Origin of the sequence: Intestinimonas massiliensis (ex Afouda et al. 2020), from assembly GCF_900626285.1 — a bacterium.
Taxonomy (GTDB): domain Bacteria; phylum Bacillota; class Clostridia; order Oscillospirales; family Oscillospiraceae; genus Flavonifractor; species Flavonifractor massiliensis_A.
The window spans coordinates 2224163-2250256 of record NZ_LR131147.1 but is presented as its reverse complement, the minus strand read 5'-3'; the positions used below and the strand labels follow the sequence as shown (position 1 = coordinate 2250256).

Below are 26094 nucleotides of genomic sequence, written 5' to 3'. Positions count from 1 at the left end.
GCTCCCGCATTTTTTATATCTAGGATCCCCGGCGGGCCAGGATGTGGTCCAGCAGGGCGTGGGCGGCCTCCTCCTTGCTCATGAGGGGGAGCTCCACCAGCTCGTCCGGGCTGATGAGGGTGAGCAGGTTGGTGGACACCCCGAAGCCCGCCCCCGGGTCCTTCAGATTGTTGGCAGCAATCAGGTCCAGGTGCTTCTTCTCCAGCTTCCTGCGGGAGTTTTCCACCATGTCCCTGGTCTCCATGGAAAAGCCGCACAGGAACTGGCCGGGCGCCTTGTGCTCCCCCAGCCAGGCCAGAATATCCTTCGTGCGGGCCAGGGGCAGGGCCAGGTCGGCGTCGGCGCCGCTCTTCTTGATCTTGTCCTCCGCTACAGCGGCGGGCCGGTAGTCGGCCACGGCGGCGGCCTTGATGATGATATCCTGCTGAGACGCCCGGCCGGTGACCGCCTCAAACATGTCCTGGGCGGACACAATATCCACCGTATCCACACACAGGGGCTTTTTCAGGCTGGTGGGGCCGGACACCAGGGTGACCTGGGCCCCACGGGCGGCGGCGGCTCTGGCGATGGCGTAGCCCATCTTCCCGGTGGAGTGATTGGTGAGATAGCGCACCGGGTCCAGGGCCTCCTGGGTGGGCCCGGCGGTGACCAGCACCCGCAGGCCGGTCATGTCCTTCTCATGGCCCACCGCGTGGTCCAGATATTCCAGCAGGTCCTCCGGCTCGGGCATCTTCCCCTTCCCCACCGCGCCGCAGGCCAGCCGGCCGCTGGCGGGCTCGATGATCTCCCAGCCGTACTTGCGCAAAATGTCCAGGTTGTCCTGGGTCACCGGGTTCTCATACATCCGGGTGTTCATGGCGGGGGCCGCCAGCTTGGGGCAGCCGCAGGCCAGCACGGTGGTGGTGAGCATGTCGTCGGCCAGGCCGTGGGCCAGCTTGGCCAGCACGTTGGCGGTGGCGGGAGCCACCAGCACCGCGTCGGCCTGGTCGGCCAGGGCGATGTGCTCCACCTGGAACTGATAGTTGCGGTCAAAGGTGTCCACGCTCACCCGGTTGCCCGTCAGGGATTCAAAGGTGTGGGGACCGATGAACTCGGTGGCGTTTCTGGTCATCAGCACCTGGACGTTGGCCCCCTGCTTCACCAGGGCCGAGGCCAGGGAGGCGGATTTATAGCAGGCAATGCCGCCGGTGACACACAGCAGCACAGTCTTTCCCTTCAGCATATGGTTCTCTCCTTTGCAGGTTGTCCCCCAATTATATCAGACCACCGCTCCCTTTTCCACATTGGGATTGCATTTTGGGGGTATACCCGGTATAATGGCCTCGGCTGTCCCGGACGGCGGACCGCTGTACTCCCGGAGGGAGACGGCAGGTCCACTCCCCCGCCCCAGACCGCCCATCAAATTTTGCGCTGTATCCCACAGGTGGGAACGGCAGCAGGAGGTAATTGCATATGAAAACCGCCCAAACCCGCGCTCAGCGCACCAAGCAGGTGCAGAGCCTGGCCATTCTGGCCATGTTTACCGCCATCATTTTCCTGCTTACCTTCACGCCGCTGGGCCTTATCGACCTGCCGGTCATCAAGGCCACCATACTCCACGTGCCCGTGATCATCGGCTCCATTCTGCTGGGCCCCAGAAAGGGCGCCTTCCTGGGCGGTATGTTCGGCCTGTCCAGCATGATCAAAAACACGCTGGTGCCCGGTCTGTCCTCCTTTGTCTTTTCCCCCTTCATCCCCGTCCCCGGCCTGGACCGGGGCAGCCCCTGGGCCCTGTTCATCTGCTTCGTGCCCCGGATCCTGGTGGGTGTCTCCCCCTGGCTGGTATACGCCCTGTTCAGGCACCTGCCCGGTAAGCGCAATACCGGCGTCCAGACCATCTCCCTGGTGCTGGCCGGCATTGTGGGGGCCCTGACCAACACCGCCCTGGTCATGGGCTCCATCGGCGTCATCTTCACCGAGGCCTACGCCGCCGCCCAGGGCATCCCTGCCGAGGCCATCACCGGCTTCATCCTGGGCATCGTGGCCGCCAACGGCATCCCCGAGGCCATTGTGGCCGCCGCGGTCACCCCCGCCGTGTGCGTGCCCCTGGTGAAGGCCCTGAAGCTGGAGCAGAAAAAAGTGCCCGCCGCCGCGGCCGAGCTGGCCTGAGCCATGCTGCTGACCGTTGACATCGGCAACACCACCGTTGCCGTAGCCGGCTTTGCCGGAGAGCGGCTGGCCTTTCTCCGGCGCCTGCCCAGCGACCGGGACCTGGACGGCCCCGGCTGGCAGACCGCCCTGGGAGAGCTGCTGGCGGGCGCGGGGTCCGTCCGGGGTTCCGCCCTGGCCTCGGTGGTGCCCGACCTGACCGGCAGGGTGGCGGACGCTCTGTCCGCCCTGACGGGAAAGCCGGTGCTGACGGTGGACAAAAACACCCCAACCGGCCTGCCCCTGGGGCACTACGACGCCAAAAACCTGGGTATGGACCGGGTGGTGGACTGCGTGGCCGCCCTGAGCCGGTACGCCCCGCCCCTGGCGGTGTTCGACATGGGTACCGCCACCACCCTGTCGGTGGTGGGGGCGGACGGGATGTTCCAGGGGGGCATGATCCTGCCCGGCCTGTCCCTGTCGGTGAACGCCCTCAGTGCCAGGGCCGCCCAGCTGCCCCCCATCACCCTCTCCCCGCCGGAGGGGCTCATCGGCACCAACACTGAGACCTGTATGCGCTACGGCGCCCTGTACGGAGCCGCCGGGGCCATTGAGGGCATCGTGGCTCGGCTGGAGGAGCAGCTGGGGCCCCTGACGGTGATACTCACCGGGGGCAACAGCGCCTATGTGCGGCCTCTCCTCCGGGTACCCACCGCCTGGGAGCCCAACCTGACCTTCCTGGGCCTGCGGCAGCTGTGGCTGAAGCAATATTCATAACATAAGAAGAAACCCGCCTTTGGCATGACCTGAACAGGTCCAGTAAAAACGGACAGTGACAAAAGACCCCCTGATGTAGGAAAATAGACTACATCAGGGGGTCTTGTCATGGGAAAACGGAATTACACACACGTTCAAGTACTTCTGCCTGAAATCAAGGCAATGATAGCAGAGGGGAAAACCCAGCGGGAAGTTGCAGAATACTACGGCTTTCAGGATAAGCAGGTGGTAAAAAGGCTGCTTAAGCGTGAGCGAAGAAAAGAACGCAAATTGGAAGCCGGCATTCTCCCGCGGCCCAAAGGACGGCCGAGGAAAGGCGCCGCACCAAGAGACATTGTGTCAGAGCAGGCCTATGAAATCCAGCGGCTTCGTATGGAGAATAAGCTGCTGCGGGATTTTCTGTGCTTCACAGGAAGGAAGTGAGGGCAAGGGTAAAATACCATGTCATATATCGTCACAGAACCGAGCATCCAGTGGCAGTCATGTGTAAATTTTTTGGAGTATCCAGAAGCGGCTACTACGCCTTTGTCCATCGCCTGGGCAGACCAGAAAAGGATGCCACTCTTGCGGAAATGCTTGCACGGCAGCGGGAACGCACCTTGCGTACCTACGGGTACCGGCGGATGTGGATATGGCTGAAAAGTCAGAATATTTTCTGTAATCCCAAAACTGTGCTGCGAATTATGAAAAAGTACGATCTGCTGTCTGAAATCCGCCGCCGCAGGAAATGGCAGCAAATGGGGCAGCAGGTTCACAGGTACAAAAATCTGCTCAACCGGCAGTTTTATGCGGACAAGCCCAACAGCAAATGGGTAACGGACATCTCCTATATCCACACCAACCAGGGCGTACTGTACCTGTCCATGATCCGGGACCTCTATGACAATAGCATTGTAGCTTACAAAACCGGAACGGAACAAACGGTGAATCTGGTTCTGGACACCATTCATCTTGCCATGAAGCGAGAGAAAAAGAGGGTCGCTGCAGAGTTGCAGCTCCACAGCGACCAGGGTGCTCAGTACGCCTCACAAGCATATTTTGAGCTGACTCAAACATACGGCATTACGCCGTCTATGTCAAGATGCGGAAACCCTTATGACAATGCCATGGCAGAGATTTTTTTCTCTATCCTCAAAACAGAATGTATTTACCGACACAAACCTGCCTCTTTCTCTGAGGCTAACGAGATGATTGACCGTTACATCCATTTTTACAACCATGAGCGCATCCAGTTGAAAACTGGAGAGGCGCCGCTTGCGCGACGCCTCTCCTCCTAAAACTTCATATTTCCTACCAGGGCTCTTTTTGTACTGTCCGCACAATCTGGGGCAGTTCAGACCAAAGGCGGGTTTTCAGTTTTTCCATGTTCTGTTCTGCCTGAGAGCCCGCACCTTCTTTTTCCGGTACCACACGCAGTTGAACACGTTGCCCAGAATCAGGATGTTGCCGCACAGGTAGAGCCACACCAGCAGGATGATCACCGAGGCCAACGACCCGTATACCAGGGAGTATTTGGAGGACAGGCCGATAAACCAGGAGAACAGGGCGGAGGCCGCCACCAGGGCCGCCGCCGCCAGGAAGGCGCCGGTGAGGATGGGGGGCCTGGGCTTGCCTCTGGGGGCCGCCATGCGGTAGACCAGCAGCACGAAGAGGAGCACCAGCAAAAAGAGGAGCAGGAACCGGAACCACTGCCAGTCCCAGGGCAGGGTGGCGGTCTCCAGATGGAAGAAGTCCTCCACCAGCTTGAACAGCCAGTCTCCGGTGAGGAGCACCACCAGCGACAGGTAAATGGTGAGCAGGAAGAGCACCGAAAACACCAGGCTGGCCAGGATACGCCAGAACCCCCGGTAGCCCTTCCGGCCATACAGCTCCTCCATCACGTTCATCAGGGCCCGGAAAGCGGCGGAGGCGGAGAACAGGGTCATGCCCGCCCCGGCAATGAGCAGGGCGGTGGATTGATTTCCGCTGATATATCCCACATAGTCCCCCAGAATTCCTAAAATCTCCTTGGGGAAGAAGGGGGCGGCGGCCTCCATTACCGCCTGGATATCCAGATGGAGCAGGCCCACAAAGGCGTTGATACAGATAAGGATGGGGAAAAAGGTAAGCACCAGGAAGTAGGCCAGCTCGGCCGCCGACCGGGACACCCGCCTGGCAAAGTAGATGCGCACCATCTCCCGCACAAAGCGCACCCCGGCGCTGTTCCACAGCCGCTCCATCCGTTCCCCTCCCTTCCGCCCTACAGCATACCCCAATTTCCCCGCGAAAAAACAAAAAGACCGTCTGCTTGGAGCAGACGGTCCTTACGTTGCCTACGCTCAGGCCAGCTTGTTCAGCTTGATGGTCATGGCGCTCTTCTTGTGAGCGGCGTTGTTCTTGTGCAGCAGACCATGGACCACAGCCTTGTCGACCGCCTTGACGGCCACCTTGTAAGCGCCCTCGGCCTCGCTGCGGTTGCCTTCGACCACCGCGGCCTCGAACTTCTTGATGTCGGTCTTCAGCGCGGACTTAGCGGCCTTGTTCTGCATGGCCTTGGTCTTGTTCACCAGGACACGCTTCTTGGCAGACTTAATATTCGGCAAACCAAACACCTCCTCCGATGACGATAATATTTTTTACACAGTTTGCCCGTGCAGAATCCTATTTTAACAGTGCTCGCTGAAAAATGCAACTGTTTTTTTCAACTTTTTTTGTTTTTTTTGCATAGGAGGGGCCCATCCGCAAAAAATAGTTCCGCAGATGAGAAGCAGCACCATATCTTGGGGTATTAAAGGAGGCGGGCAAATGGAAAAACGGCGGACAGACCTGGCGGTAGAGGCCGCCCAGCTCTGGCGGGAGCGGGGCGGGGCCGGTGAGCTGCCCGGCGTGGAGAGCCGGGAGAGCAAGCGGGAGGGCTACCCGGTGACCACGGTAAAGATCCTGGACTGCCGGGGAGAGGAGGCCCTGGGCAAGCCCCGGGGCACCTACGTCACCCTCATCCTGGAGGGGCTGGCCCGGCGGGAGCAGGACGCCTTCGGCCGGGCGGCCCGGGCGGTGGCAGCGGAGCTCACTCCCCTGCTGAAGCTGTCCAAGGGGGCTCCCGCCCTGGTGGTGGGCCTGGGCAACCGGTCCATCACCCCCGACGACATCGGCCCCAAGGCCGCCGACCATACCATGGTCACCCGCCACCTGGTGGAGCAGGTGCCGGAGCACTTCGGCTCCTTCCGGCCAGTGGCCGCCCTGGCCGCCGGGGTGCTGGGCACCACCGGCGTGGAGAGCGGGGAACTGGTGCGGGCTGTGGCGGAGAAGATCCAGCCCGCCTGCGTAGTTGTGGTGGACGCCCTGGCCTCCCGCAGCCTGAGCCGGGTGTGTACCACCGTCCAGCTGGCCGACACCGGCATCGTCCCCGGCTCCGGGGTGGGCAACGCCCGCTTCGCCCTCAATCAAGAGACCCTGGGGGTGCCCGTCATCGCCGTGGGGGTACCCACGGTGGTGGACGCCGCTACCCTGGCCGCCGACGTGCTGGCCCAGGCGGGGCGGGACGATCTGGACCCGGACGCCCTCCGTGGAGCGGGAGACGGCCTGCTGGTCACCCCCCGGGACATCGACGCCCGGGTAGCCGACCTGGCCAAGGTCATCGGCTATGGTATCAACCTGGCCCTCCAGCCCGGCCTGACCATCGGGGACATCGACCTGTTTCTGTCCTGATTTTCCACCGTTCACCTTGACGGGGTGGAAAAAAGATGATAGAATGGCCCACGATAAGGCAGTGAACAGGAACAGTACCCCCTGTTTTCCGCATGCAGAGAGGAGCCGGACGGTGCAAGGCTCCGGCGGAGGGGGCGGGAAGGCGCCTGTGAGCCGCGGGGAGGAAATGCCCCGCCGGTCCCCGCCGTTACCGGGCAAGAGTGCGCGGCAGCCAGCCGCGAATTCAGGTGGAACCACGGACAAAAAAGCGCAGAGTCGTCGCGAACAGCAGACTAAGACGTGGAACGGAGCAAACGGACTGCCGGCCCGGGGGGCCGCCAGCCGGCTTGCGCAGTTGGAGCGGCTTAGGCTGCGTGGTGAGCAGACGGAGCGTGACAACTGTTCGCCCTGAGCCGACAACCGGCTCAGGGCGTTTTTTTGCTCTGGGCCAGACCAAACTGACAGAAAAGGAGCATGACACCATGAAAAACAGCGAAAAGACCATGGACCAGATCGTCACCCTGTGCAAGGGCCGGGGCTTCATCTTCTCCGGCAGCGAGATCTACGGCGGCCTGGCCAACACCTGGGACTACGGCCCTCTGGGCGTGGAGCTGAAGAACAACGTCAAAAAGGCCTGGTGGAAGAAGTTCGTCCAGGAGAACCCCTACAACGTGGGGCTGGACGCCGCCATCCTGATGAATCCCCAGACCTGGGTGGCCTCCGGCCATCTGGGCGGCTTCTCCGATCCCCTGATGGACTGCAAGGAGTGCAAGGAGCGCTTCCGCGCCGACAAGCTCATCGAGGATTGGGCCAATGAGAACGGCGTGGAGCTGGAAAAACCCATCGACGCCTTCTCCCAGGACGAGATGAAGGCCTTCATCGAGGAGAAGAACATCCCCTGCCCCTCCTGCGGCAAGCACAACTTCACCGACATCCGGCAGTTCAACCTGATGTTCAAGACCTTCCAGGGCGTGACCGAGGACGCCAAGAACACCGTGTACCTGCGGCCCGAGACCGCCCAGGGCATCTTTGTCAACTTCCAGAACGTCCAGCGCACCACCCGCAAGAAGCTGCCCTTCGGCGTGTGCCAGATCGGCAAGAGCTTCCGCAACGAGATCACCCCCGGCAACTTCACCTTCCGCACCCGTGAGTTCGAGCAGATGGAGCTGGAGTTCTTCTGCAAGCCGGGCACCGATCTGGAGTGGTTCCAGTACTGGCGCTCCTTCTGCAAGCAGTGGCTGCTGAGCCTGGGCATGCAGGAGGACCACCTGCGGCTCCGGGACCACAGCCCCGAGGAGCTGTGCTTCTATTCCAAGGGCACCACCGACTTCGAGTTCCTGTTCCCCTTCGGCTGGGGCGAGCTGTGGGGCGTGGCCGACCGCACCGACTACGACCTGACCCAGCACCAGACCGTCTCCGGCAAGGACATGACCTATTTCGACCAGGAGACCGGCGAGCACTATATCCCCTACGTGGTGGAGCCCTCCCTGGGCGCCGACCGCGTCACCCTGGCCTTCCTGGTGGACGCCTACGACCAGGAAGTGGTGGGCCAGGACAAGAAGGGCAACGACGACGTGCGCACCGTGCTGCGCCTCCACCCCGCGCTGGCCCCCTTCAAGTGCGCTGTGCTGCCCCTGAGCAAGAAGGAGGTCCTCTCCGGCCCTGCCCAGCAGCTGCGGGACGAGCTGGCCCGCGAATTCATGGTGGACTACGACGACGCCGGCTCCATCGGCAAGCGGTACCGCCGCCAGGACGAGATCGGCACCCCCTTCTGCATCACCCTGGACTTCCAGACCGTGGGCGACGACACCACCCCCGCCGACGGCTGTGTCACCATCCGGGAGCGGGATTCCATGGAGCAGGTGCGCATCCCCATGGACCAGGTCAAGAACTACATTGCCGAGCGCGTGAAGTTCTGAGTATATGGGCAAAAGAGCCCCGGCCATTCGGCCGGGGCTCTTGTTTCTTTCCTTTCCTTCTGCTATACTCATAGCAACTTTTTTACTGCTGGGTGAATTCCACGGTGTACTCCGACGGGTCGTACACGTTGGCGAAAAAGCCCTTCAGGATGAGCTCCCCGTTTTTCCGGGCCTCCTCCAGCAGGCCGTTGCCCACCGCCTCCTCCTCCGCGCTCTTTACCAGAGCCTTGAGGGCCTCGTTGTTGTCCTCCAGGGTGATGGGCATAAAGATGCTCTCCGCCTCGTGATAGAGCTGGAAGGAGTCCGGGTCCAGCTGGCTGCTCAGAATCTTCACCTCGGGCAGGGTGACCCTGATGGTGCTGCCGTCCAGGGTCCATTTTACCTGGTTGAAGTCAAAGCCCGCCTTGATGACCACGTCATAGCTGTAGATGTACTTGCTCTGGGTGAAGGGAATGGTGATCCCGTAGAACTCCCGTGAGGCCTCGGTGACGTTGACCTCGGTGCAGTAGGCCGCCTGGGTGGCCAGCTCGCCGATGTCCTCAAACCCCAGCTTGGTGATCTTGTTCCGGGAGGCCAGATACTGCCCCAGCCCCAGGCTTCCTCCGCACAGGATGACCACGATCAGAATGACTATCAGTGTCCTGGGCCGCAGCAGCAATGCCGCCAGCTTCCAGCCGGCTCCCCGCCGTTTTGTCTCTCTCTCGCCCATGGGCAGATCCTCCGTTTTTGTTTTGATTATACCATAGCCCCCGCTCTCCTACAATATCCCCCCTCATTCGACAGGGGAGCCGCATTTTTCAACACTGGAGGCATGTTTCGTGGAAAACACACCCCTCTATACCACCCTGCGGGACTTTGCCGCCCAGCATCCCCTGCGGATGCACATGCCCGGCCACAAGGGCAAGGCCCTCCCCGCCCCCGAGCTGGCGGGGTTTTCGTCCATCGACTTCACCGAGCTGCCCCCCACCGGCAACCTGTTTGACGGGGGCGGGGCCATCGGCGAAGCGGAGGACCTTTGGGCGGATGTCTTTCACATGAAGCACTGCCTCTTCCTCACCGGCGGGTCCACCCAGGGGGTGCTGACCGCCCTCACCCTGGCCTGTCCCCCCGGCTCGGAGATTCTGCTGGACCGGGGATGCCACCGCTCCGCCTTCCACGCCATGGCCCTGCTGGATCTGAGGCCGGTGTACGTCCCCCGGCCCTGGCTGGCGGAGGAGGCCGTCACCGGCCCCGTCTCCCCCGCCCAGGTGGAAAAGCTGCTGGAGACCCACCCGAATATAAAAGCGCTCTGTATTACTTCTCCCACATATTACGGAGTGTTGTCGGATATTCCCGCCCTGGCGGCGGTGATGCACCGCCGCGGGGGGATCCTGGTGGTAGACGGGGCCCACGGCGCCCACCTCCCCTTCCTGGGGATGGACCACTTCTCCGCCGCCGATCTGGTGGTGGTGTCCGCCCACAAGACCCTCCCCGCCCCGGGCCAGTCCGCCCTGCTGCTGGCAGGTGAGCGGTTTTCCCACGCCGACCTGCGGCGGGCGGGGGGCATCTACGGCTCCTCCAGCCCCTCCTATCCCATGATGGCGGCGCTGGACGTCTGCCGGGCGCATATGCTGGAGGAGGGGGCGGCGGCCTACGGCCGGACGGCGGAGGAGGTAGCCGCCCTGCGGCGGGACTTTCCCGCCCTTACCGGCCGTCACGCCCCCCTGGACCCCACCCGGCTCACCCTCCTCTCCCCCGACGGCTTCGGGGCCCAGGAGGAACTGGAGCGATTGGGGGTGTGGCCCGAGATGGCGGACGGAGGCCATGTAGTGCTCATCCCCACCTGCGCCGACGGGCCGGAGGACTTTGCCCGGCTGCGGCAGGCCCTCAGCCGGGTGGAGCTGGGCCTCTGCCCCGCATTTCCCCCGCCGCCGGAGCTGCCGGAGCAGGTCCTCACCCCCCGGCCTGTCCCTTCTACACACCTGACGCGGCCCACCAGACCCCTGTTGCCAACCTCTTCGGCCCACGCCTTCCTTACAACACGCCACGCGTCACAACTACCACCCGCCTGGCCCGGTGCCTGCANTCGCCGCCTCCCCCGTCGCCCCCTACCCCCCCGGCGTGCCGGTAGTGGCTCCGGGAGAGCGGATTGAGAAAAAAAGTATCGCATATTTGGCTGAAATAGGTTATAATAGTGACTGTCGAATTTGTGTTTGACAACTGTGTGTGAACCCAAGGCAGGAGGGATAGGAATGAAACTGATCCTTGCTATCATCAATCATGACGATGCCAACACCGTGACCCAGTCCCTGACCAAGAAGGGCTTCTCCTCCACCAAGCTGGCCACCACCGGCGGCTTTCTCATGGCCGGCAACGTGACCATTCTGGTGGGCGTGGACGAGGAAAAGGTGCAGGCCGTCATCGACATCATCCGGGAGCACTCCCACTCCCGCAAGCAGATGATCCCCACCACCACCGAGATGAGCTATGGGTATTACCCCTCCATGCCGGTGGAAGTAGTGGTGGGCGGCGCCACCATCTTCGTGGTGGACATCGAGCGGTTTGAGCGGGTATAAGCATTGATGAACCTGACCCCGCTGGCGGGCAACGGCCCGCTGAAACGACAGCTGGAGGCGGAGACTGCCCGCCGGGGGCTGTCCCATGCGTACATCATCAGCGGCCCGGCGGGCTCCGGCAAACGGACCCTGGCGGGCCTGCTGGCCGCTGCCCTGGTGTGCTCCGGCACAGGTGAGATCCCCTGCGGCCATTGCTCCGGCTGCAAAAAGGCCATGGCGGGCATCCATCCGGATATCTCCGCCATCGGTGCCGACGGGAAGGACATCACCGTGGCCCAGGTCCGTGCCCTGCGCAGCGACGCCTACATCAAGCCCAACGAGGCCGGGCGGAAGGTGTACCTGCTCCATCAGGCCCAGAGCATGAACCAGAGCGCCCAGAACGCCATGCTCAAGCTGCTGGAGGAGGGGCCCCCCTACGCGGCCTTTTTGCTGCTGGCGGAAAACGCCGCCTCCCTGCTGCCCACCGTCCGCTCCCGGTGCGAGGTGCTCACCCTCACGCCGGTGACCCCCCAGGAGGCCCGGGCGTGGGTGGACACCCACTATCCCCAGTGCACGCCAGGTCAGCGTCAGGCCGCCGTGGAGCACTGCGAGGGCCTGCTGGGCCGGGCGGCCGCCGAGCTGGAGGGCACCGCCGGAGAGGAACGGCGGGAGGTCCAGGCGGCCGGGGAGCTGCTGCACCAGCTGTCCACCGGCGGCGAGACCGCCCTGGCAGAATACTGTGCCAGGCTGGAGCGGGACAAGTGGGACCGGGACGGGCTGGACAAGCTGCTGGAGGAGTTCGGCCTGCTGCTGCGGGACGCCCTGACCGCCGCCTACGGCGCCTGTCCGGAGACCGACCCCCAGCGGAAGGCGCTGGCGGAGGAGGCATCCGGGGCGCTGAAGCCCAGGCAGCTGATGGCCGCCATGGAGCTGACCCGCCGGCTGCGGGACGCCCTGAACTTCAACCTGGGCGCCGGGCATCTGGCCGGCTGGCTGGCGGCGGGCCTGGCGGAGCTGCGCTGATTTTTCATTGTCGAATGTGGAGGGAACCATGACCGAGATCATCGGCGTCCGCTTTAAGAGCGGAGGAAAACAATACTATTTCGATCCCCAGGGCCAGCACGTGGATGAGGGCCAGGGGGTCATCATCGAGACCTCCCGGGGCCTGGAGTACGGCGAGTGCGTCCAGTCCAACACCATGGTGGAGGACGAGGCGGTGGTGCAGCCTCTGCGCCCCCTGGTGCGCATCGCCACCCAGAAGGATCTGGACACCGTGGCCAAGAACCGGGAGAAGGAGAAAAAGGCCTTCACCATCTGCCAGGACAAGATCGCGGCCCACGGGCTGGACATGAAGCTGGTGGAGGTGGAGTACAACTTCGAGGGGAGCAAGATCCTCTTCTTCTTCACCAGCGAGGGCCGGGTGGACTTCCGGGCCCTGGTGAAGGACCTGGCCGGGGTGTTCCACGCCCGCATCGAGCTGCGGCAGATCGGCGTGCGGGACGAGGCCAAGATGCTGGGCGGCCTGGGGATCTGCGGCCGGCCCTTCTGCTGCGCCGGCTTCCTGGACGAGTTCCAGCCGGTGTCCATCAAGATGGCCAAGACCCAGAACCTGTCCCTGAACCCCACCAAGATCTCGGGCACCTGCGGGCGGCTGATGTGCTGCCTGAAATACGAGCAGGAGGCCTATGAGGACGCGGTGAAGCGGATGCCCAAGAACGAATCCTTTGTGGAGACCCCGGAGGGGGTGGGCACCGTCTCCCAGGTAAATCTGCTGAAGGAGACGGTGCAGGTGCGGCTGGAGGACCAGCCGGACACTCCCAAGTGCTTCCACAACTGCGAGATCTGCGTGGTGCGCAACGGCAAGGGCAAGCGGCCGGAGGGCTATGTGGCCCCGCCGCCGGAGGAGCTGGCCAAGCTGCGGAAGGTGACCCCGGTGGAGGAGCCCAAAAGCCTGCTGAACAGTCTGGACAGCGCCCTCACCGGCCTGGGCGTGGCCGAGTCCGGCGGGGAGGGTGGCGAAGGGGCCTCCCGGCGCCGCCGGAGCCGGGGCCGCCGGGGCGGAAGCAAGCCCGCCGGGGAAGGGTCCGCCAAGCCGGAGCAGGGCAAGCAGCCCGCTCCCCCCAAGCCCAAGTCCCCCAGGCCGGAGAAAGCCAAGCCCGCCGAGCAGCAGCCCAAGCAGGCTGCCGCGCCCCAGGGCGAGCAGCAAGGCGGCGCCCCCGCCGGGGAAAAGAAGCGGCCCCGCCGCCGGTATCACCGCAAGCCCCGTGGGGACAAGCCTCAGAATCCCGAAGCCTAAACAGACGGGCGGCCAAATGGCCGCCCGTTTTTCAAAAGGAGGAATACTATGACGGAGTGGGAAAAAATGATCTCCGGCCAGCTGTACAACGCCGAAGTGCCTGAGCTTCAGGCCATGCGCCGCCGGGCGGCGGAGCTGTGCCATAAGCTGGACGCCCTCTCCCCTGCTCAGGAGGAGGAGCGCTCCGCCCTGCTGCGGGAGCTGCTGGGGTCTGTGAAGGGCTCCTGCACCATCAACCCCGGCTTTCACTGCGACTACGGCGGCAACATCACCGTGGGCGACCATTTTTATGCCAACTACAACTGCGTCATCCTGGACTGCGCCCCCGTGACCTTCGGGGACAACGTGTTCATCGCCCCCAACTGCGGCTTCTACACCGCCGGCCACCCCCTGGACGCCCCCACCCGGAACAGCGGCCTGGAATTCGCCAAGGCCATCACCGTGGGGGATGACGTGTGGATCGGCGGGAACGTGGTCGTGCTGCCGGGCGTGACCATCGGCAGCGGGTCGGTGATCGGCGCGGGCAGCGTAGTGGTCCACGATATCCCCGCCGGTGTGACGGCAGTAGGCAATCCCTGTCGGCCTGTAAAGCAGATTCTATAAAAAAGCGCCCAGCCGATGGCTGGGCGCTTTTTTATCTTTTTTATTCCTTAAGGGCTTCCCGGGCAAAGTCCGCCGCCTGGTCCAGGTCGGCCTGGTCCGGATGGGTCAGGGCCAGGTCGAACGCCTTGATCATGGACTGGAGCTTGCCGTCGCCGGGCTTCTCCTTCAGCTGGGCCTCGTACCGGTCCCGGACAGCCTGGGGCATCTTGCCGGTGCAGAAGAAGGTGCTCACCACCTGATTGCCCTGGGGCACTTCCGCCTTGAACCGGTCCGCCAAGGAGGCGAAGTACAGCTCGGAGATGCCGAAGCCGGCGGTGCCGAACAGGGCAATCCGCTTGCCGTGGAGCCCCTGAAGGAACTCCTTCATCTCCGCGGTGCAGGTCCCCTTGTCAGTCCAGGACCCGGCAAACACCAGCTCCGCCTTGTCCACGTTCTGAGGGGGCTGACCATAGGCCACGATCTCATGGCCGGCGCAGGCCTCCTGGATGGCCTGGGCCACCTGGGCGGTATTGCCGGTGGCGCTGTAAAAAACAATGGCGATTTTCATATGTTCTCCTTTGAACAGCGGACGGATGGGGGCATCCGTCCTTATTTGTATTTCCGGCTCTCCGCCACCGCCAGCTCGTCACATCTGTTGTTATAGGGGTTGTCGGCGTGGCCTTTTACCCAGTGGAGGCGGACGGTGTGGTAGTCGCACAGGTCCAGCAGCTTCTCCCACAGGTCGGGGTTCAGGGCGGGCTTCTTGTCCCCCTTCACCCAGCCTCTGGCCTTCCAGCCTCTGGCCCAGCCCTTCTCCAGGGCGTCGATCACATACTTGGAATCGGAGTAGAGCTCCACGATGCAGGGCTCCTTCAGCGCCGACAGGGCAGTGATGACCCCGGTGAGCTCCATCCGGTTGTTGGTGGTGTGGGCCTCCCCGCCGGAGAGCTCCTTCTTGAATTCCCCGTATTGCAGGATAGCCCCCCAGCCGCCGGGGCCGGGATTGCCGGAGCAGGCTCCGTCGGTGTAAATGGTGACTGTTTTCATGCTTCTCCTCTTACAGCTCCTTCAGGATCTCCTGCCGCTTCTGCTCATACTCCTCGGCGGTGATGAGCCGCTGGTCGTACAGGGACTGGAGCTGGCGCAGCCGCTCCTCGGGGCCGGCCTCCGGTCCGGCGGAGTTTTCCCCATTTTCGTCCTCAATGTGGATCTCCGGTCCCACATAGCCCTTGCCGAAGCCCTGGTAGAAGTTCATGACCGTAATGCCCGCGGCGATGAGGGTCCACAGGATGCCGAAGGGGCCGAAGGTGGGGATGACCACAAACAGGCCGATGAGCACAAAGATGCAGCCCACCACACCGCCGAATACCGAGCCGGTCTTGCTGGGGCGGTAAGTTACCCGTTTTCTGCGCATGGCTTACTCCTCCTGCTGTTCCGTCTGGGCGGCTTCCTCCTCTTCATTTTCCCGGTCGGTGAGGGCCATGGAGATCACCTGGTCCCCCTCCTCCTTGAAGCGCATGACGATGACGCCCTGGGTGGAGCGGCCGGCAATGCGGATGTTGTCCACATGGGTGCGGATCAGGGTGCCGCTCTGGGTGACCAGCAGCAGGTCCTCATTGCCGTCCACAACCTTGATGCCCACCACCTTGCCGGTCTTTTCGGTGACCATATAGTTGCGGATACCCAGGCCGCCCCGGTTGGTGATGCGGTACTCCTCCACCGGGGTGCGCTTGCCGTAGCCGTTCTCCGTGATGGACAGCACGCACCGGCCGGCGGTGGCCCGGGCGGCTCCCACCACGTAGTCGCCCTCCCGCAGGCGGATGCCCCGGACGCCCACGGCGGTACGGCCCATGGGCCGCACGTCGTTCTCGTCAAAGCAGACGGCCTGTCCGTCGTGGGTGGCGATGATGACCTTCTTGGTGCCGTCGGTCTCCCGGACGGTAATGAGCTCGTCCCCCTCCTCCAGGGTGAGCACCCGCAGGCCGTTGTTGCGCAGGTTCTTCAGCGCCGTCACCGACAGCCGCTTCACCGTGCCGTTGCGGGTGAACATCATCAGGAACCGGTCCTCGCTCTCCACGTCCCGGGTGTGGATCATGGCGGACACCTTCTCCCCCTGCTCCACCTGGAGGATGTTGATCAGGTTGGTGCCCTTGGCGGTGCGGCCCGATTCGGGGATCTGGTAGCCCTTCTTGCGGAACACCCGGCCCCGGTCGGTGAAGAAGAGGATATAGTCGTGGGTGGAGGCGGTGAACACGGTGTTCACATAGTCCTCCTCCTTGGTGGCCATGCCCTTCTTGCCCATTCCGCCCTTGGACTGGGCGGCGTACTCGCTGGCGGCGGTGCGCTTGATGTAGCCGCCATCGGTGAGGGTAAAGACGCACTCCTCCTCCTCGATCAGGTCCTCGATGTCGATCTCGTCCTCCACATCCTGGATCTCGGTGACCCGGTCGTCGCCGTACTTGTCCCGGATGGCGATGAGCTCATACTTCAGCACGCCCCGGATCATCTCTTCGGAGGCCAGCAGCTCATTGTAGTAGGCGATGCGCTCCTCCAGCTCCTTGTACTCGTTCTCCAGCTTCTCCTTCTCCAGGCCCTGGAGGCGCTTGAGCTGCATGTCCAGGATGGCCTGGGCCTGGACGTCGTCCAGACCAAACCGGGCCATCAGGTTTTCTTTGGCGTTGTCGTAGCTCTCCCGGATGGTGCGGATCACCTCGTCGATGTTCTCCTCGGCGATCAGCAGGCCTTCCAGCAGGTGGGCCCGCTCCTGGGCCTTCTTCAGGTCGTACTTGGTGCGGCGGACGATGATCTCCTCCTGGAAGGCGATGTACTCGTCCAGGATGTGCCGCAGGGAGAGAATTTTGGGCTGGGACTGGTTGTCCACCAGGGCCAGCATGTTGATGGCGAAGGTGGTCTGGAGCTGGGTCTGGGCAAACAGGCGGTTGAGCACCACCTGGGGGTTGGCATCCCGCTTCAGCTCGATGACCACCCGCATGCCGTTGCGGTCGGACTCGTCCCGGATGTCGGAAATGCCCTCCAGCCGCTTGTCCTCCACCTGGTCGGCCATATTTTTAATCAGCATGCGCTTGTTGACCTGGTAGGGGATCTCGGTGACGATGATGCGGGTGCGGTTTTGGCCGAACTCCTCAAATTCCGTGCGGGCCCGGACGCACACCCGGCCCCGGCCGGTGGCGTAGGCCGCCCGGATGCCGGACCGGCCCATGATGATGCCCTTGGTGGGGAAATCGGGGCCTTTCACGTGCTCCATCAGGTCGGCCAGGGTGGCGTTGGGGTCGTCCAGCACGCAGATGGTGGCGTCGATGACCTCCCGCAGGTTGTGGGGCGGGATGTTGGTGGCCATACCCACGGCGATGCCCGCCGAGCCGTTGACCAGCAGGTTGGGGAACCGGCTGGGGAGCACACGGGGCTCCTTCCGGGTCTCGTCAAAGTTGGGGTCCCAGTCCACCGTGTCCTTCTCGATGTCCCGGAGCATCTCGTCAGAAATGCGGGACATGCGGGCCTCGGTGTAACGGTAGGCGGCCGGGGGGTCGCCGTCGATGGAGCCGAAGTTGCCGTGGCCGTCCACCAGGGGATAGCGCATGGAGAAGTCCTGGGCCAGACGGACCAGGGCGTCATATACGCTGGCGTCGCCGTGGGGGTGATACCGGCCCAGCACGTCGCCCACGCAGGTGGCCGACTTCTTGAAGGGCTTGTCCGCCGTCAGGTTGTCCTCGTACATGGCGTACAGGATGCGGCGGTGGACCGGCTTCAGGCCGTCCCGCACGTCGGGCAGGGCGCGGCCCTTGATGACGCTCATGGCGTACTCGATATAGGACTGTTCCATCTCATGCACCAGGGGCGCGGTGACGATGGTCTGGTCCGGGTACCGGATCTCCTCCGGGTCATACTGTGGCTTTTTGCTCATGCTGATGCCTCTCAATCTTTATGGTAGATCAAAGGGTGCGTCCCTTAATAGTCCAGATTCACCGCGTACTTGGCGTTCTTCTCGATGAACTCCTTCCGGGGCTCCACCTTCTCGCCCATGAGGACGGTGAAGGTCTGGTCGGCCAGCACCGCGTCGTCCAGCTGGATGCGCTTCAGGGTGCGCCGCTCCGGATCCATGGTGGTCTCCCACAGCTCGTGGGGGTTCATCTCGCCCAGGCCCTTATAGCGGCTGATATCCACCTTGGCGTTGGGGTTGTCGCCCCGCAGCTCGGCAGCAATTTTTTCCCGCTCAATGTCGTCAAAGGCCACCCGGGTGGTCTTGCCCCTTGTCAGCTTGTACAGGGGGGGCACGGCGGCGTAGACATAGCCGTGCTCAATGAGGGGCCGCATGAACCGGAAGAAGAAGGTCAGCAGCAGGGTGCGGATGTGGGAGCCGTCCACATCGGCATCGGCCATGATGATGATCTTGTGATAGCGCAGCTTGTCCAGGTCAAAGTCGTCCCCGATGCCGGCGCCCAGGGCGGTGATGACAGGGGTCAGCTTGTCGTTGCCGTACACCTTGTCCGCCCGGGCCTTCTCCACGTTCAGCATCTTGCCCCACAGCGGCAGGATGGCCTGGAACCGGGAATCCCGGCCCTGGGTGGCGGAGCCGCCTGCGGAGTCGCCCTCCACGATGTAGAGCTCGGTGAGCTCGGGGTTGACCTCGTTGCAGTCCCGCAGTTTGTCTGGCATGGCGGCGCCGCCCAGGGCGGTCTTTCTCCGGATGGATTCCCTTGCCTTCCGGGCGGCCTCTCTGGCCCGGTTGGCCATCAGGGCCTTGTCCAGGATGGCCTTGCCCACGGCGGGGTTTTCCTCCAGGTATTCGGTCAGCTTCTCGGTGACGATGTTGTTCACCAGGGTGCGGATGGAGGCGTTGCCCAGCTTGGCCTTGGTCTGGCCCTCAAACTGGGCCTCGGTCAGCTTTACCGAGATGACGCAGGCGATACCCTCCCGGCAGTCCTCGCCGGACACCTTGTCCTCGTCCTTGAGGATCTTCATCTTCTTGCCGTAGTTGTTCAAAACGGTGGTCAGCGCCCGCTTGAAGCCCTCCTCGTGCATGCCGCCCTCAGGGGTGTGGACGTTGTTAGCGAAGGAGACGATGGTCTCGTTATACCCGTCGTTGTACTGGAAGGCCACCTCCGCCATGGAGTCGTCCTTGCTCCCCGCCATGTACACCACGTCGGGATGGACCACGTCCTTGGAGCGGTTGATGAAGGACACGAACTCCCGGATGCCGCCGGCGTAGTGCATGGTGTCCTGCTTCTCCTTGCCGGGCCGGGCGTCGATGGTGTGGATGCGCAGGCCGGCGTTGAGGAAGGCCTCCTCCCGCATGCGGGTGTGGAGGGTGTCATAGTTGTACTCAGTGACCTCGAACATCTCCGGGTCGGGCTTGAAGGTGACCTCGGTGCCGTGGCGGTCGGTGTCGCCCACGATCTGCATGGGCTGGGTCACCTTGCCCCGGGAGAACTTCATCTCGTAGATCTTGCCCTCCTTGTGGACCCGGACGGTGAGCCACTCGCTGAGTGCGTTGACCACGCTGGCGCCCACGCCGTGGAGGCCGCCGGATACCTTGTAGCCGCCGCCGCCGAACTTGCCGCCGGCGTGGAGGATAGTAAAGACCACCTCCAGGGCGGGCAGGCCGGTCTGGGGCTGGATATCCACCGGGATGCCGCGGCCGTTGTCGATGACGGTGATGATGTCCCCCTCGTCGATGCGCACGGTGATCTCGTCGCAGTAACCCGCAAGAGCCTCGTCGATGGAGTTGTCCACGATCTCATAGACCAGGTGGTGGAGACCGGATTCGCTGGTGGAACCGATATACATGCCCGGGCGCTTGCGGACGGCCTCCAGGCCCTCCAGGACCTGGATCTCGGAACCGCCGTATTCGTGCTCCACCTGAGTGGTGCCGTTCAATTCTTCAGACATTTGAAAACCTCCATTGGGATCTTCCGGGCAGCCAGGGGCCGCTCCTACGATGGGTCGTAGGAGCCGCCTCCGGCGGCCCGTGGTCAGACTTCATTCAAAACTGTTGTTCTCCGCCCGCCGCAGCAGAGTGGCGGCGGACAGCTGAGACAGATAGACGGTGCCCGCTCCCCTGCCCGGAGCGCACAGCACAAAGGACCGGGGCAGGTCGTCGGACACGTTGACCACCCGTCTCTCCTTTTCCGCCCGCTCCAGAAAGGCCCGGGTCAGATGGGAGGAGCTGGTGTTGTCCAGGTCGAACACCCCCACCACGTCCCGGAAGGGGACCACCACGCTCTGGCCCAGATGCAGATACATTTCAGTCCCTCCTCCTGTGTTCCCAGATCACCCTGGGGCCCCACAGCTTTTTCCACAGCCGCCAGCCCAGCAGCGTACCCATCAGGGCGCACAGGGCGGGCAGGCCGGGGACAAACAGCAGCTGGGTCACCGGGGATTCGTCCGCCTCCCACACGCCCAGCCGTCCGGCGGTCACCAGAGCGGCCAGGATCAGGACGACCAGGGGCGGCAGGGCCCGCCACAGCTTCTTCTTCAGAAACCGGCAGACCAGATACTCCACCGCCAGCCCCAGCAGCAGGGGCAAGATACAGAAAATGCCGATGATAATGGGCATAGGTTCTCCTTATCTCACCAACGCCCCGTCCCGGATGTGGAAGGTACGGGCACTCCCCAGCCGGGACAGATCCATCTCCTCACAGCAGGTGATGAAAACCTGCCCGTTGGTGATCCGTTTGAGTACAAATTCCTGCCGCTTTCCGTCCAGTTCGGATAAAACGTCGTCCAGCAGCAGCACCGGCCACTCCCCGGTCTCCTGAAAGAAGATTTCCCGGGAAGCCAGCTTCAGGGACAATGCCGCCGTCCGGGTCTGGCCCGGGGAGGCGAACTGCCGGGCGGACAGGCCGTTGAGCTCTCCCGCCAGATCGTCCTTGTGGGGCCGGGACAGACACTGCCGGGAACCCATTCCCGCCCGCCGGTGGGATTCCTGATGGGCCAGCAGCTGCTCCAGGATGGTGCGGGCGGGGGCCAGCGGATCTGTGACGGTGCTCACCGTCTCATACCCCAGCTCCAGCTCCTCCCGCCCCCCGGAGAAGTCCCGGTGGATGGCGGGGGTCACCTCCCCCAGCCGGCGGATGAAGTGGGCCCGGTAGTGGATGATGAGGGCTCCCGTCTGGGCCATGCGGAGATTGAACTCGTCCAGGGTATCCAGCAGGGATGGGTGCTCCTCCCAGTCCCGGAGGATCCGGGTCTTGTGCTCATACAGCCGGCGGTACTCCGCCAGGGCCTCGGCGTATTTGGGCCGCAGCTGGCAGATGCAGCTGTCCAGAAATTTCCGGCGCACCGCCGCCCCCTCCCGGATGAGCCACAGGTCCTCCGGGCAGAAGAGCACGGTGTTCAGCACCCCAGCCAGCTCCCCGGCGGTTTTCAGCCGCACCCCGTTGGAGAAGAGCTGCCGCCTGGCCCCCCGGCTCAGCCGGGCCTCCAGGGTGAACACCCGGTCCCGGGCCTCCACCTCCCCCTTTACGAAGGCGTGGTCCACCCCGAACTGGATCAGCTCCCTGTCGTACCTGGCCCGGTGGGAGGAGGCGGTGGACAGATAGGCGATCCCCTCCAGCAGATTGGTCTTGCCCTGGGCGTTTTCTCCCCAGATCACATTGACATTTGAGGAAAACTCCCCCTCAAAGTGGGGGTAGTTGCGGAAAAAGTCCAGGGTGAGGGAGCGGACGATCATACCACTTCCAGCTCCACCCCGTCCAGGGCGGCCTTATCCCCGGGGCGCAGCTTCTTGCCCCGCATGGTGCATACCTCGCCGTTCACCGTCACCTCACCGGCCTGGATCCGCTCCTTGGCGTCTCCGCCGGTCTCCGCCAGGCCCTCGAATTTCAGCAGGGCCTCCAGCTTGATATATTCGGTGGTGATTTTTACCTGTCTTTTTTCCATGTTCCCCTCCTCATTGCTCCGCGAGGGATTCCAGCAAGGCGTACACCTCGGGCAGCGCCCGCTTCAGGGACACCGGACGGCCCTTGGCCCGGTCGTAGAAGAAGTGGACGCTGGTGCCCTCCGCCCGGAGCTGGCCGGTGACTGAATCCACCATGGTATAGCCCAGCTCCATTTTGGCCTGATGGAGCTTATTCACCTTCAGGGTGATGGCCACCGTCTCCCCGAACCGGATCATGGACTTGTAGGCGCAGGACACGCTGTATACGGCAAAGTCGATGCCCGCCTCCACCGCCTTCTCGTAGCCCCAGCCCAGCTGGTCCAGAAAGTCGGTGCGGGCCTCCTCCATCCACAGGATATGATTTCCATGGTGGACAATGCTCATGCCGTCGGTCTCATAAAACTGCACTTTGTGCAGATAAGGATGGAGTTCCAAGGGGTTTTTTCCTCGCTTTCCGTAATTTTTACTCTCCGGCCCGCAGGCGGACGGGGAGCACCATATACAGGAAATTCTCCTCTCCCTCGGTGGGCAGGATGACGCAGGGGGACACGCCGGTGGTCAGCTCCAGCCGCACCTTGTCGGCGGGGGCGGCCTTCAGGGCGTCCATCAGGTATTTGTTGTTGAAGCCGATCTCCAGCCCTTCCCCGTCGCCGTCGATGGGGCACTCGTCATAGGCGTCGCCGATGGCGGTCTTGGTGGTGATCTTCAGCACCCCGTTGTCGAACACGCAGCGCAGGGGGGACTTGAGCTTATCGCTGATGATCAGGCTGACCCGGTCGATGGAGGAGAGCAGCGCCCGGGTGTCTCCCTCCACATGGATGGTGTTGTTCCGGGGGATGGCCTGGCGGTAGGCCAAAAATTCGCCCTCCAGCCGGCGGGCCACCAGCATAGTGTCCCCCACTTTGAACATGACGTGCCGGGCGCCCTGGGTCACCGAGGCCGGCTCGTCCACATCGGAGCAGATCTTTTCCACCTCCGACAGGGCGGCGCCGGGCACCACGAAGGAGAATTCCGGGGCCCCCTCCTTCTTGTCGATGGCCTCATGCCGCAGGGCCAGCCGGTAACCGTCCACCGACACGATGGTCAGGCCGCTGTCGTCCACCTCGAACAGGGAGCCGGTATGGATGGGCCGGCTCTCGTTGTCGCTGACGGCAAACAGGGTCTGGGAGATCATGGCCTTCAGCTTGCTCTGTGCCAGAATCAGGGAATTCTGGTATTCCACGGTGGGCAGCTCGGGGAACTCCTCGGGGTCGGTGCCCAGGATGTTGAACTCGCTCATGCCGCACTTGATGTTGACCATATAGTTATTGGACTGGAAGGTGACCATATCGTCGGGCATTTTCCGGATGATCTCTCCAAACAGACGGGCCCCCAGTACCAGAGTGCCCTCCTCCTGGATCTCGGCGGGCACCACGGTGCGGATGCCGGTCTCCAGATTGTAGCCGGTGAGGCGCAGATCGTTGCCGGCCTCTACCAGAATGCCCTCCAGGGCGGGAATGGAGCTCTTGGGTGACACTGCCCGGGAGGTGGTGGAGATGGCCGCCTGTAGGAGCGCCTTTTCGCAGGTGAATTTCATAGCGTTGCTTCCTCCGTTTCCTGCTCCCCTCCCGCTCCTCCAGGAGAAAGAGGGGGATAAATGTCGTAATAGTAAGCCGTAGGGAAAAATGATGTGGAAAACTCCCGCAATCCGTTGAGACTCATAGAAAAAAACGTCCACAGGGGTTGTGGATGAAATTTACCGCTTTCCACATGGGGAAAAACGGGGCAAAACTTATCCACAGGGCACTTTCCACATCTCCCCAAAACCCGGTGGAAAGGTGGAAAACCTGTGCTACTCGTACCGGGCGTTGATATTGGCGTTGATGTCCTTGATGACCTCGGCGATCTCGGGGGACTGCTTGGTCAGCTTTTCGATCCGGTCGATGGAGTGCATGACGGTGGTGTGGTCTCTCCCCTCGAACTCCTTGCCGATCTCCTTCAGGGACAGATTGGTCATCCGGCGGATCTGATACATGGCGATCTGCCGGGCCAGGGCGGTGTCCTTGGTGCGGCCCTGGCCCCGGATGGCCTCCGGGTCGATGTTGTAGAACTTGCCCACCTCGTCAATGATGACCTCCGGCGAGGGGAGAAATTCCGCCTTGTCCTTGAACATGTCCCGTACCGCCCTTGTGACGGTGTCCACGTCCACGCTCTCCCCCATCAACTCCTGGAAGGCCAGGATCTTGTTCACCGTGCCCTCAATCTGCCGCACATTGGAGGTGATGTTCTCGGCAATGTACTGCAGGACCGGGTCGGGCAGGTTCATGCCCCGGCGGATGGCCTTGTTCTTGATGATGGCCACCCGGGTCTCATAGTCGGGGGGCTGGATGTCCACGGGCAGGCCCCACTCGAACCGGGTGCGCAGCCGGTCGTCCAGCCGCAGCATCTCCTTGGGGGGGCGGTCGGCGGTGAACACGATCTGACGGCCCGCCTCATACAGGGTGTTGAAGGTGTGGAACATCTCCTCCTGGGTAGATTCCCTGCCGGCGATAAACTGCACGTCGTCCATGAGGAACACGTCGGCGGACCGGTATTTTTCCCGGAACTCCGGGTTGCGGCCCTCCCGGATGGCCTGGATCAGCTCGTTGGTGAAGGAATCTCCCTTGATGTACACGATCCGGTATTCCGGGTGGTCCCGGTGGATCTTGTGGGCGATGGCGTACAGCAGGTGGGTCTTGCCCAGGCCGGACTCGCCGTAGATGAACAGGGGGTTGTAGGTCTTGGCGGGCTGCTCGGCCACCGCCAGAGCCGCCGCGTGGGCGAATTTGTTGGAGGAGCCCACCACGAACCGCTCAAAGGTATACTCCTCCGTGCCGGGGAGAAACACATCGTCCACAGGCTTGCCATAACCCTCCAGCTCCCCCTCCCCCAGTACAACCACCTCAAACTCGGCGGAAAAGAGCTCATGGAGGGCCTTCTGGATGACGGGCACGTACCGGGACTGGATGATGTCCCGCTTGAAGTTGGAGGGGGTATGAATGACAAACCGGTTTGCCTCCAGCGCCACGGCGGTGGCGTCGTCAAACCAGGTGTTGATGGTGGTGGCGGTCATCTCCCCTTCCATCAGGGAGAGTACCTTGGCCCAAAGATCGGCCGGTAAATTCACGAAAAAACCACCTCTTTCGGTAGAATTACATATCCAATTGATTATACCAAAAAAACGGCTCCGGCGCAACGGATACTATATAAAAAAGAATTCCTTTTTCCGGAGGGGGGGAGGGGCGTCTGGGGTTTATGGAAAAATGGAAACACAAGATATTGTATTTGTGTCTCAGTTGGGAGAAAAAAACAAAAAAAGATCCAAACTTATGGTTGACAGGTGATTTTTAAATAGGCTATAATACCATGTGCGCCGTATATGCGGCACAGTGTAAAGCAGTTTCCTTTGTCAACCGCAGCCGGAAGGCTGTTGTGGAGGCGGGATTTCCCGTCGATCTTTTTACAGGAGGTGTCCCCACATGGTTCGTACCTATCAGCCCAAGAAGCGCCAGCGCTCCAAGGAGCACGGGTTCCGCAAGCGCATGCGCACCGCCAACGGCCGCAAGGTCCTGGCTCGCCGCCGCGCGAAAGGCCGCGCCCGTCTGACCCACTGATGGGTCTGCGAATGGAATAGGGCTTTTTTGAAAGGGGCGGGGGAGCTTTCCCACCGCCCCTGCGCAGTATACGCAGAAACGGAGCGGAAACGTGAAGGATACCATCTCCCTGAAACAAAATCATGTGTTCCGCCGGCTGTACAGCAAGGGCAAGAGCGCGGTGGATTCCCGCCTGGCGGTCTACTGCCGGAAAAACGGCAGGACAAACAACCGGCTGGGCCTCACCGTAGGGGTCAAGCTGGGCAAGGCGGTGGTGCGCAACCGCACCCGCCGCCGGATCCGGGAGGCCTACCGCATCCATGAGGACCGGTTTGTGACGGGATATGATATCGTGGTGGTGGCCCGGGTCAAGGCGGGCCACAGCCGGTACCGGGAGCTGGAGCGCAGCCTGCTGACTTTGTCGGACAAGCTGGGTCTGCTGCGGAAGGAGGCGGGCGGAAGATGAAAGGGATTCTTCTGGCCGCCATCCGGTTTTACCGTAAGTATATCTCCCCGGCCCGTCCCCCCTGCTGCCGGTTCATCCCCACCTGCTCGGCCTACGCCCTGGAGGCGGTGGAGAAATACGGGGCCCTCAAGGGGGGCTTTCTGGCTCTGCGTCGTCTGCTGAAATGTCAGCCCTTCCATAAGCAGGATACCATCGAGTACGACCCCGTCCCCTAGCGGG

31 protein-coding genes are annotated in these 26094 nt (G+C 62.8%); 15 read left to right on the top strand and 16 right to left on the bottom strand.

Annotated elements, in window-relative coordinates:
- Positions 1–19 precede the first annotated feature (19 nt).
- On the bottom strand, positions 20–1222 hold the full coding sequence (gene coaBC / locus E0E41_RS11255) for a bifunctional phosphopantothenoylcysteine decarboxylase/phosphopantothenate--cysteine ligase CoaBC (protein ID WP_130869986.1): 1203 nt from the start codon (positions 1220–1222) through the stop codon (positions 20–22).
- 230 nt (positions 1223–1452) lie between these two features.
- Between coaBC and E0E41_RS11250 the strand changes: the two genes are divergently transcribed.
- From E0E41_RS11250 to E0E41_RS11235, 4 genes are all read left to right on the top strand, one after another.
- Positions 1453–2148 (top strand): ECF transporter S component, encoded by a 696-nt coding sequence (locus E0E41_RS11250; RefSeq protein WP_130869985.1) that lies wholly within the window; start codon positions 1453–1455, stop codon positions 2146–2148.
- A gap of 3 nt (positions 2149–2151) precedes the next feature.
- Positions 2152–2904: a type III pantothenate kinase gene (locus E0E41_RS11245; protein WP_130869984.1), complete on the top strand. Its 753-nt coding sequence runs from the start codon at positions 2152–2154 to the stop codon at positions 2902–2904.
- A 108-nt stretch (positions 2905–3012) separates the two neighbouring features.
- Entirely contained in the window at positions 3013–3327 is a 315-nt protein-coding gene (locus tag E0E41_RS11240) for an imidazolonepropionase (RefSeq protein ID WP_130868681.1), read from the top strand.
- Positions 3306–4181: an IS3 family transposase gene (locus tag E0E41_RS11235; RefSeq protein WP_368019918.1), complete on the top strand. Its 876-nt coding sequence runs from the start codon at positions 3306–3308 to the stop codon at positions 4179–4181. The genes E0E41_RS11240 and E0E41_RS11235 overlap by 22 nt, the downstream gene beginning before the upstream one ends.
- Positions 4182–4256: 75 nt before the next feature.
- On the opposite strand, the gene E0E41_RS11230 is transcribed toward E0E41_RS11235, so the two are convergent.
- A complete protein-coding gene (locus E0E41_RS11230; RefSeq protein ID WP_130869982.1) occupies positions 4257–5123 on the bottom strand; it encodes a YihY/virulence factor BrkB family protein in 867 nt (288 codons plus the stop codon).
- A 99-nt stretch (positions 5124–5222) separates the two neighbouring features.
- A complete protein-coding gene (rpsT, locus tag E0E41_RS11225) occupies positions 5223–5486 on the bottom strand; it encodes a 30S ribosomal protein S20 (protein ID WP_165450539.1) in 264 nt (87 codons plus the stop codon).
- A gap of 202 nt (positions 5487–5688) precedes the next feature.
- Here rpsT and gpr point away from each other — a divergent pair, with 202 nt between their 5' ends.
- Entirely contained in the window at positions 5689–6591 is a 903-nt protein-coding gene (gene gpr, locus E0E41_RS11220; RefSeq protein ID WP_130869980.1) for a GPR endopeptidase, read from the top strand.
- Positions 6592–7052: 461 nt separating this feature from the next.
- Positions 7053–8489 carry a glycine--tRNA ligase gene (locus tag E0E41_RS11215; protein WP_130869979.1) on the top strand — a complete coding sequence of 479 codons (1437 nt, stop codon included), beginning with the start codon at positions 7053–7055 and terminating at the stop codon, positions 8487–8489.
- 82 nt (positions 8490–8571) lie between these two features.
- Here the strand turns inward: E0E41_RS11215 and E0E41_RS11210 are convergent, their stop codons facing one another.
- Positions 8572–9198 carry a DUF4230 domain-containing protein gene (locus E0E41_RS11210; protein WP_130869978.1) on the bottom strand — a complete coding sequence of 209 codons (627 nt, stop codon included), beginning with the start codon at positions 9196–9198 and terminating at the stop codon, positions 8572–8574.
- Between the two features lie 169 nt (positions 9199–9367).
- Between E0E41_RS11210 and E0E41_RS11205 the strand changes: the two genes are divergently transcribed.
- Genes E0E41_RS11205 through E0E41_RS11185 form a run of 6 tightly spaced genes read left to right on the top strand, consistent with a single transcriptional unit; the run spans position 9368 to position 13922 of the window.
- The gene (locus E0E41_RS11205) at positions 9368–10621 is read left to right on the top strand and encodes an aminotransferase class V-fold PLP-dependent enzyme (RefSeq protein WP_438819467.1); all 1254 of its coding nucleotides are present in this window, start codon (positions 9368–9370) and stop codon (positions 10619–10621) included.
- Positions 10590–10685, top strand: a complete 96-nt coding sequence (locus E0E41_RS18965) for a hypothetical protein (RefSeq protein WP_368019917.1) — start codon at positions 10590–10592, stop codon at positions 10683–10685. Before E0E41_RS11205 ends, E0E41_RS18965 begins: the two co-directional genes overlap by 32 nt.
- Before the next feature lie 35 nt (positions 10686–10720).
- Positions 10721–11044, top strand: coding sequence for a cyclic-di-AMP receptor (locus E0E41_RS11200; protein WP_130869977.1), 324 nt, complete (start codon positions 10721–10723; stop codon positions 11042–11044).
- Between the two features lie 6 nt (positions 11045–11050).
- A complete protein-coding gene (locus tag E0E41_RS11195) occupies positions 11051–12046 on the top strand; it encodes a DNA polymerase III subunit delta (protein WP_130870835.1) in 996 nt (331 codons plus the stop codon).
- A 28-nt stretch (positions 12047–12074) separates the two neighbouring features.
- Positions 12075–13319, top strand: coding sequence for a PSP1 domain-containing protein (gene ricT / locus E0E41_RS19150; RefSeq protein WP_130869976.1), 1245 nt, complete (start codon positions 12075–12077; stop codon positions 13317–13319).
- A gap of 48 nt (positions 13320–13367) precedes the next feature.
- Positions 13368–13922, top strand: coding sequence for a sugar O-acetyltransferase (locus E0E41_RS11185; protein ID WP_130869975.1), 555 nt, complete (start codon positions 13368–13370; stop codon positions 13920–13922).
- A 40-nt stretch (positions 13923–13962) separates the two neighbouring features.
- Here the strand turns inward: E0E41_RS11185 and bilS are convergent, their stop codons facing one another.
- From bilS to dnaA, 12 genes are all read right to left on the bottom strand, one after another.
- Positions 13963–14469 carry a flavodoxin family protein BilS gene (gene bilS / locus E0E41_RS11180; protein ID WP_130869974.1) on the bottom strand — a complete coding sequence of 169 codons (507 nt, stop codon included), beginning with the start codon at positions 14467–14469 and terminating at the stop codon, positions 13963–13965.
- A 41-nt stretch (positions 14470–14510) separates the two neighbouring features.
- Positions 14511–14948 (bottom strand): ribonuclease HI, encoded by a 438-nt coding sequence (gene rnhA, locus E0E41_RS11175; protein ID WP_130869973.1) that lies wholly within the window; start codon positions 14946–14948, stop codon positions 14511–14513.
- Positions 14949–14958: 10 nt separating this feature from the next.
- A complete protein-coding gene (locus E0E41_RS11170) occupies positions 14959–15315 on the bottom strand; it encodes an SHOCT domain-containing protein (protein ID WP_242623761.1) in 357 nt (118 codons plus the stop codon).
- 3 nt (positions 15316–15318) lie between these two features.
- Positions 15319–17823, bottom strand: coding sequence for a DNA gyrase subunit A (gene gyrA / locus E0E41_RS11165; protein ID WP_130869972.1), 2505 nt, complete (start codon positions 17821–17823; stop codon positions 15319–15321).
- Positions 17824–17867: 44 nt separating this feature from the next.
- Positions 17868–19808, bottom strand: coding sequence for a DNA topoisomerase (ATP-hydrolyzing) subunit B (gene gyrB, locus E0E41_RS11160; protein ID WP_130869971.1), 1941 nt, complete (start codon positions 19806–19808; stop codon positions 17868–17870).
- Between the two features lie 90 nt (positions 19809–19898).
- Positions 19899–20162: an extracellular matrix regulator RemB gene (gene remB, locus E0E41_RS11155; RefSeq protein WP_130869970.1), complete on the bottom strand. Its 264-nt coding sequence runs from the start codon at positions 20160–20162 to the stop codon at positions 19899–19901.
- A 1-nt stretch (position 20163) separates the two neighbouring features.
- On the bottom strand, positions 20164–20475 hold the full coding sequence (locus E0E41_RS11150) for a Tat pathway signal protein (RefSeq protein ID WP_130869969.1): 312 nt from the start codon (positions 20473–20475) through the stop codon (positions 20164–20166).
- Between the two features lie 9 nt (positions 20476–20484).
- Complete coding sequence (recF, locus tag E0E41_RS11145; RefSeq protein WP_130869968.1) at positions 20485–21591, bottom strand: DNA replication/repair protein RecF; 1107 nt, start codon at positions 21589–21591, stop codon at positions 20485–20487.
- Complete coding sequence (locus E0E41_RS11140) at positions 21588–21800, bottom strand: RNA-binding S4 domain-containing protein (RefSeq protein ID WP_130869967.1); 213 nt, start codon at positions 21798–21800, stop codon at positions 21588–21590. Before E0E41_RS11140 ends, recF begins: the two co-directional genes overlap by 4 nt.
- A gap of 10 nt (positions 21801–21810) precedes the next feature.
- On the bottom strand, positions 21811–22233 hold the full coding sequence (locus E0E41_RS11135; protein WP_130869966.1) for an acyl-CoA thioesterase: 423 nt from the start codon (positions 22231–22233) through the stop codon (positions 21811–21813).
- Positions 22234–22261: 28 nt separating this feature from the next.
- Entirely contained in the window at positions 22262–23374 is a 1113-nt protein-coding gene (gene dnaN, locus E0E41_RS11130) for a DNA polymerase III subunit beta (RefSeq protein ID WP_130869965.1), read from the bottom strand.
- Positions 23375–23629: 255 nt separating this feature from the next.
- Positions 23630–24943 (bottom strand): chromosomal replication initiator protein DnaA, encoded by a 1314-nt coding sequence (dnaA, locus tag E0E41_RS11125; RefSeq protein ID WP_130869964.1) that lies wholly within the window; start codon positions 24941–24943, stop codon positions 23630–23632.
- Between the two features lie 352 nt (positions 24944–25295).
- Between dnaA and rpmH the strand changes: the two genes are divergently transcribed.
- From rpmH to yidD, 3 genes are all read left to right on the top strand, one after another.
- Complete coding sequence (gene rpmH / locus E0E41_RS11120; RefSeq protein WP_006570963.1) at positions 25296–25430, top strand: 50S ribosomal protein L34; 135 nt, start codon at positions 25296–25298, stop codon at positions 25428–25430.
- Positions 25431–25521: 91 nt separating this feature from the next.
- On the top strand, positions 25522–25875 hold the full coding sequence (rnpA, locus tag E0E41_RS11115; RefSeq protein ID WP_130869963.1) for a ribonuclease P protein component: 354 nt from the start codon (positions 25522–25524) through the stop codon (positions 25873–25875).
- The gene (yidD, locus tag E0E41_RS11110; protein ID WP_130869962.1) at positions 25872–26090 is read left to right on the top strand and encodes a membrane protein insertion efficiency factor YidD; all 219 of its coding nucleotides are present in this window, start codon (positions 25872–25874) and stop codon (positions 26088–26090) included. Before rnpA ends, yidD begins: the two co-directional genes overlap by 4 nt.
- Positions 26091–26094: the final 4 nt, after the last annotated feature.

Excerpts from the sequence above, each read along its gene's own strand:
- coaBC (WP_130869986.1), bottom strand. The coding sequence starts at position 1,222 with ATGCTGAAGGGAAAGACTGTGCTGCTGTGTGTCACCGGCGGCATTGCC.
- E0E41_RS11250 (WP_130869985.1), top strand. The coding sequence starts at position 1,453 with ATGAAAACCGCCCAAACCCGCGCTCAGCGCACCAAGCAGGTGCAGAGC.
- E0E41_RS11245 (WP_130869984.1), top strand. The coding sequence starts at position 2,152 with ATGCTGCTGACCGTTGACATCGGCAACACCACCGTTGCCGTAGCCGGC.
- E0E41_RS11240 (WP_130868681.1), top strand. The coding sequence starts at position 3,013 with ATGGGAAAACGGAATTACACACACGTTCAAGTACTTCTGCCTGAAATC.
- E0E41_RS11230 (WP_130869982.1), bottom strand. The coding sequence starts at position 5,123 with ATGGAGCGGCTGTGGAACAGCGCCGGGGTGCGCTTTGTGCGGGAGATG.
- gpr (WP_130869980.1), top strand. The coding sequence starts at position 5,689 with ATGGAAAAACGGCGGACAGACCTGGCGGTAGAGGCCGCCCAGCTCTGG.
- E0E41_RS11215 (WP_130869979.1), top strand. The coding sequence starts at position 7,053 with ATGAAAAACAGCGAAAAGACCATGGACCAGATCGTCACCCTGTGCAAG.
- E0E41_RS11210 (WP_130869978.1), bottom strand. The coding sequence starts at position 9,198 with ATGGGCGAGAGAGAGACAAAACGGCGGGGAGCCGGCTGGAAGCTGGCG.
- E0E41_RS11200 (WP_130869977.1), top strand. The coding sequence starts at position 10,721 with ATGAAACTGATCCTTGCTATCATCAATCATGACGATGCCAACACCGTG.
- E0E41_RS11195 (WP_130870835.1), top strand. The coding sequence starts at position 11,051 with ATGAACCTGACCCCGCTGGCGGGCAACGGCCCGCTGAAACGACAGCTG.
- ricT (WP_130869976.1), top strand. The coding sequence starts at position 12,075 with ATGACCGAGATCATCGGCGTCCGCTTTAAGAGCGGAGGAAAACAATAC.
- E0E41_RS11185 (WP_130869975.1), top strand. The coding sequence starts at position 13,368 with ATGACGGAGTGGGAAAAAATGATCTCCGGCCAGCTGTACAACGCCGAA.
- bilS (WP_130869974.1), bottom strand. The coding sequence starts at position 14,469 with ATGAAAATCGCCATTGTTTTTTACAGCGCCACCGGCAATACCGCCCAG.
- rnhA (WP_130869973.1), bottom strand. The coding sequence starts at position 14,948 with ATGAAAACAGTCACCATTTACACCGACGGAGCCTGCTCCGGCAATCCC.
- E0E41_RS11170 (WP_242623761.1), bottom strand. The coding sequence starts at position 15,315 with ATGCGCAGAAAACGGGTAACTTACCGCCCCAGCAAGACCGGCTCGGTA.
- gyrA (WP_130869972.1), bottom strand. The coding sequence starts at position 17,823 with ATGAGCAAAAAGCCACAGTATGACCCGGAGGAGATCCGGTACCCGGAC.
- gyrB (WP_130869971.1), bottom strand. The coding sequence starts at position 19,808 with ATGTCTGAAGAATTGAACGGCACCACTCAGGTGGAGCACGAATACGGC.
- remB (WP_130869970.1), bottom strand. The coding sequence starts at position 20,162 with ATGTATCTGCATCTGGGCCAGAGCGTGGTGGTCCCCTTCCGGGACGTG.
- E0E41_RS11150 (WP_130869969.1), bottom strand. The coding sequence starts at position 20,475 with ATGCCCATTATCATCGGCATTTTCTGTATCTTGCCCCTGCTGCTGGGG.
- recF (WP_130869968.1), bottom strand. The coding sequence starts at position 21,591 with ATGATCGTCCGCTCCCTCACCCTGGACTTTTTCCGCAACTACCCCCAC.
- E0E41_RS11140 (WP_130869967.1), bottom strand. The coding sequence starts at position 21,800 with ATGGAAAAAAGACAGGTAAAAATCACCACCGAATATATCAAGCTGGAG.
- dnaN (WP_130869965.1), bottom strand. The coding sequence starts at position 23,374 with ATGAAATTCACCTGCGAAAAGGCGCTCCTACAGGCGGCCATCTCCACC.
- rpmH (WP_006570963.1), top strand. The coding sequence starts at position 25,296 with ATGGTTCGTACCTATCAGCCCAAGAAGCGCCAGCGCTCCAAGGAGCAC.
- yidD (WP_130869962.1), top strand. The coding sequence starts at position 25,872 with ATGAAAGGGATTCTTCTGGCCGCCATCCGGTTTTACCGTAAGTATATC.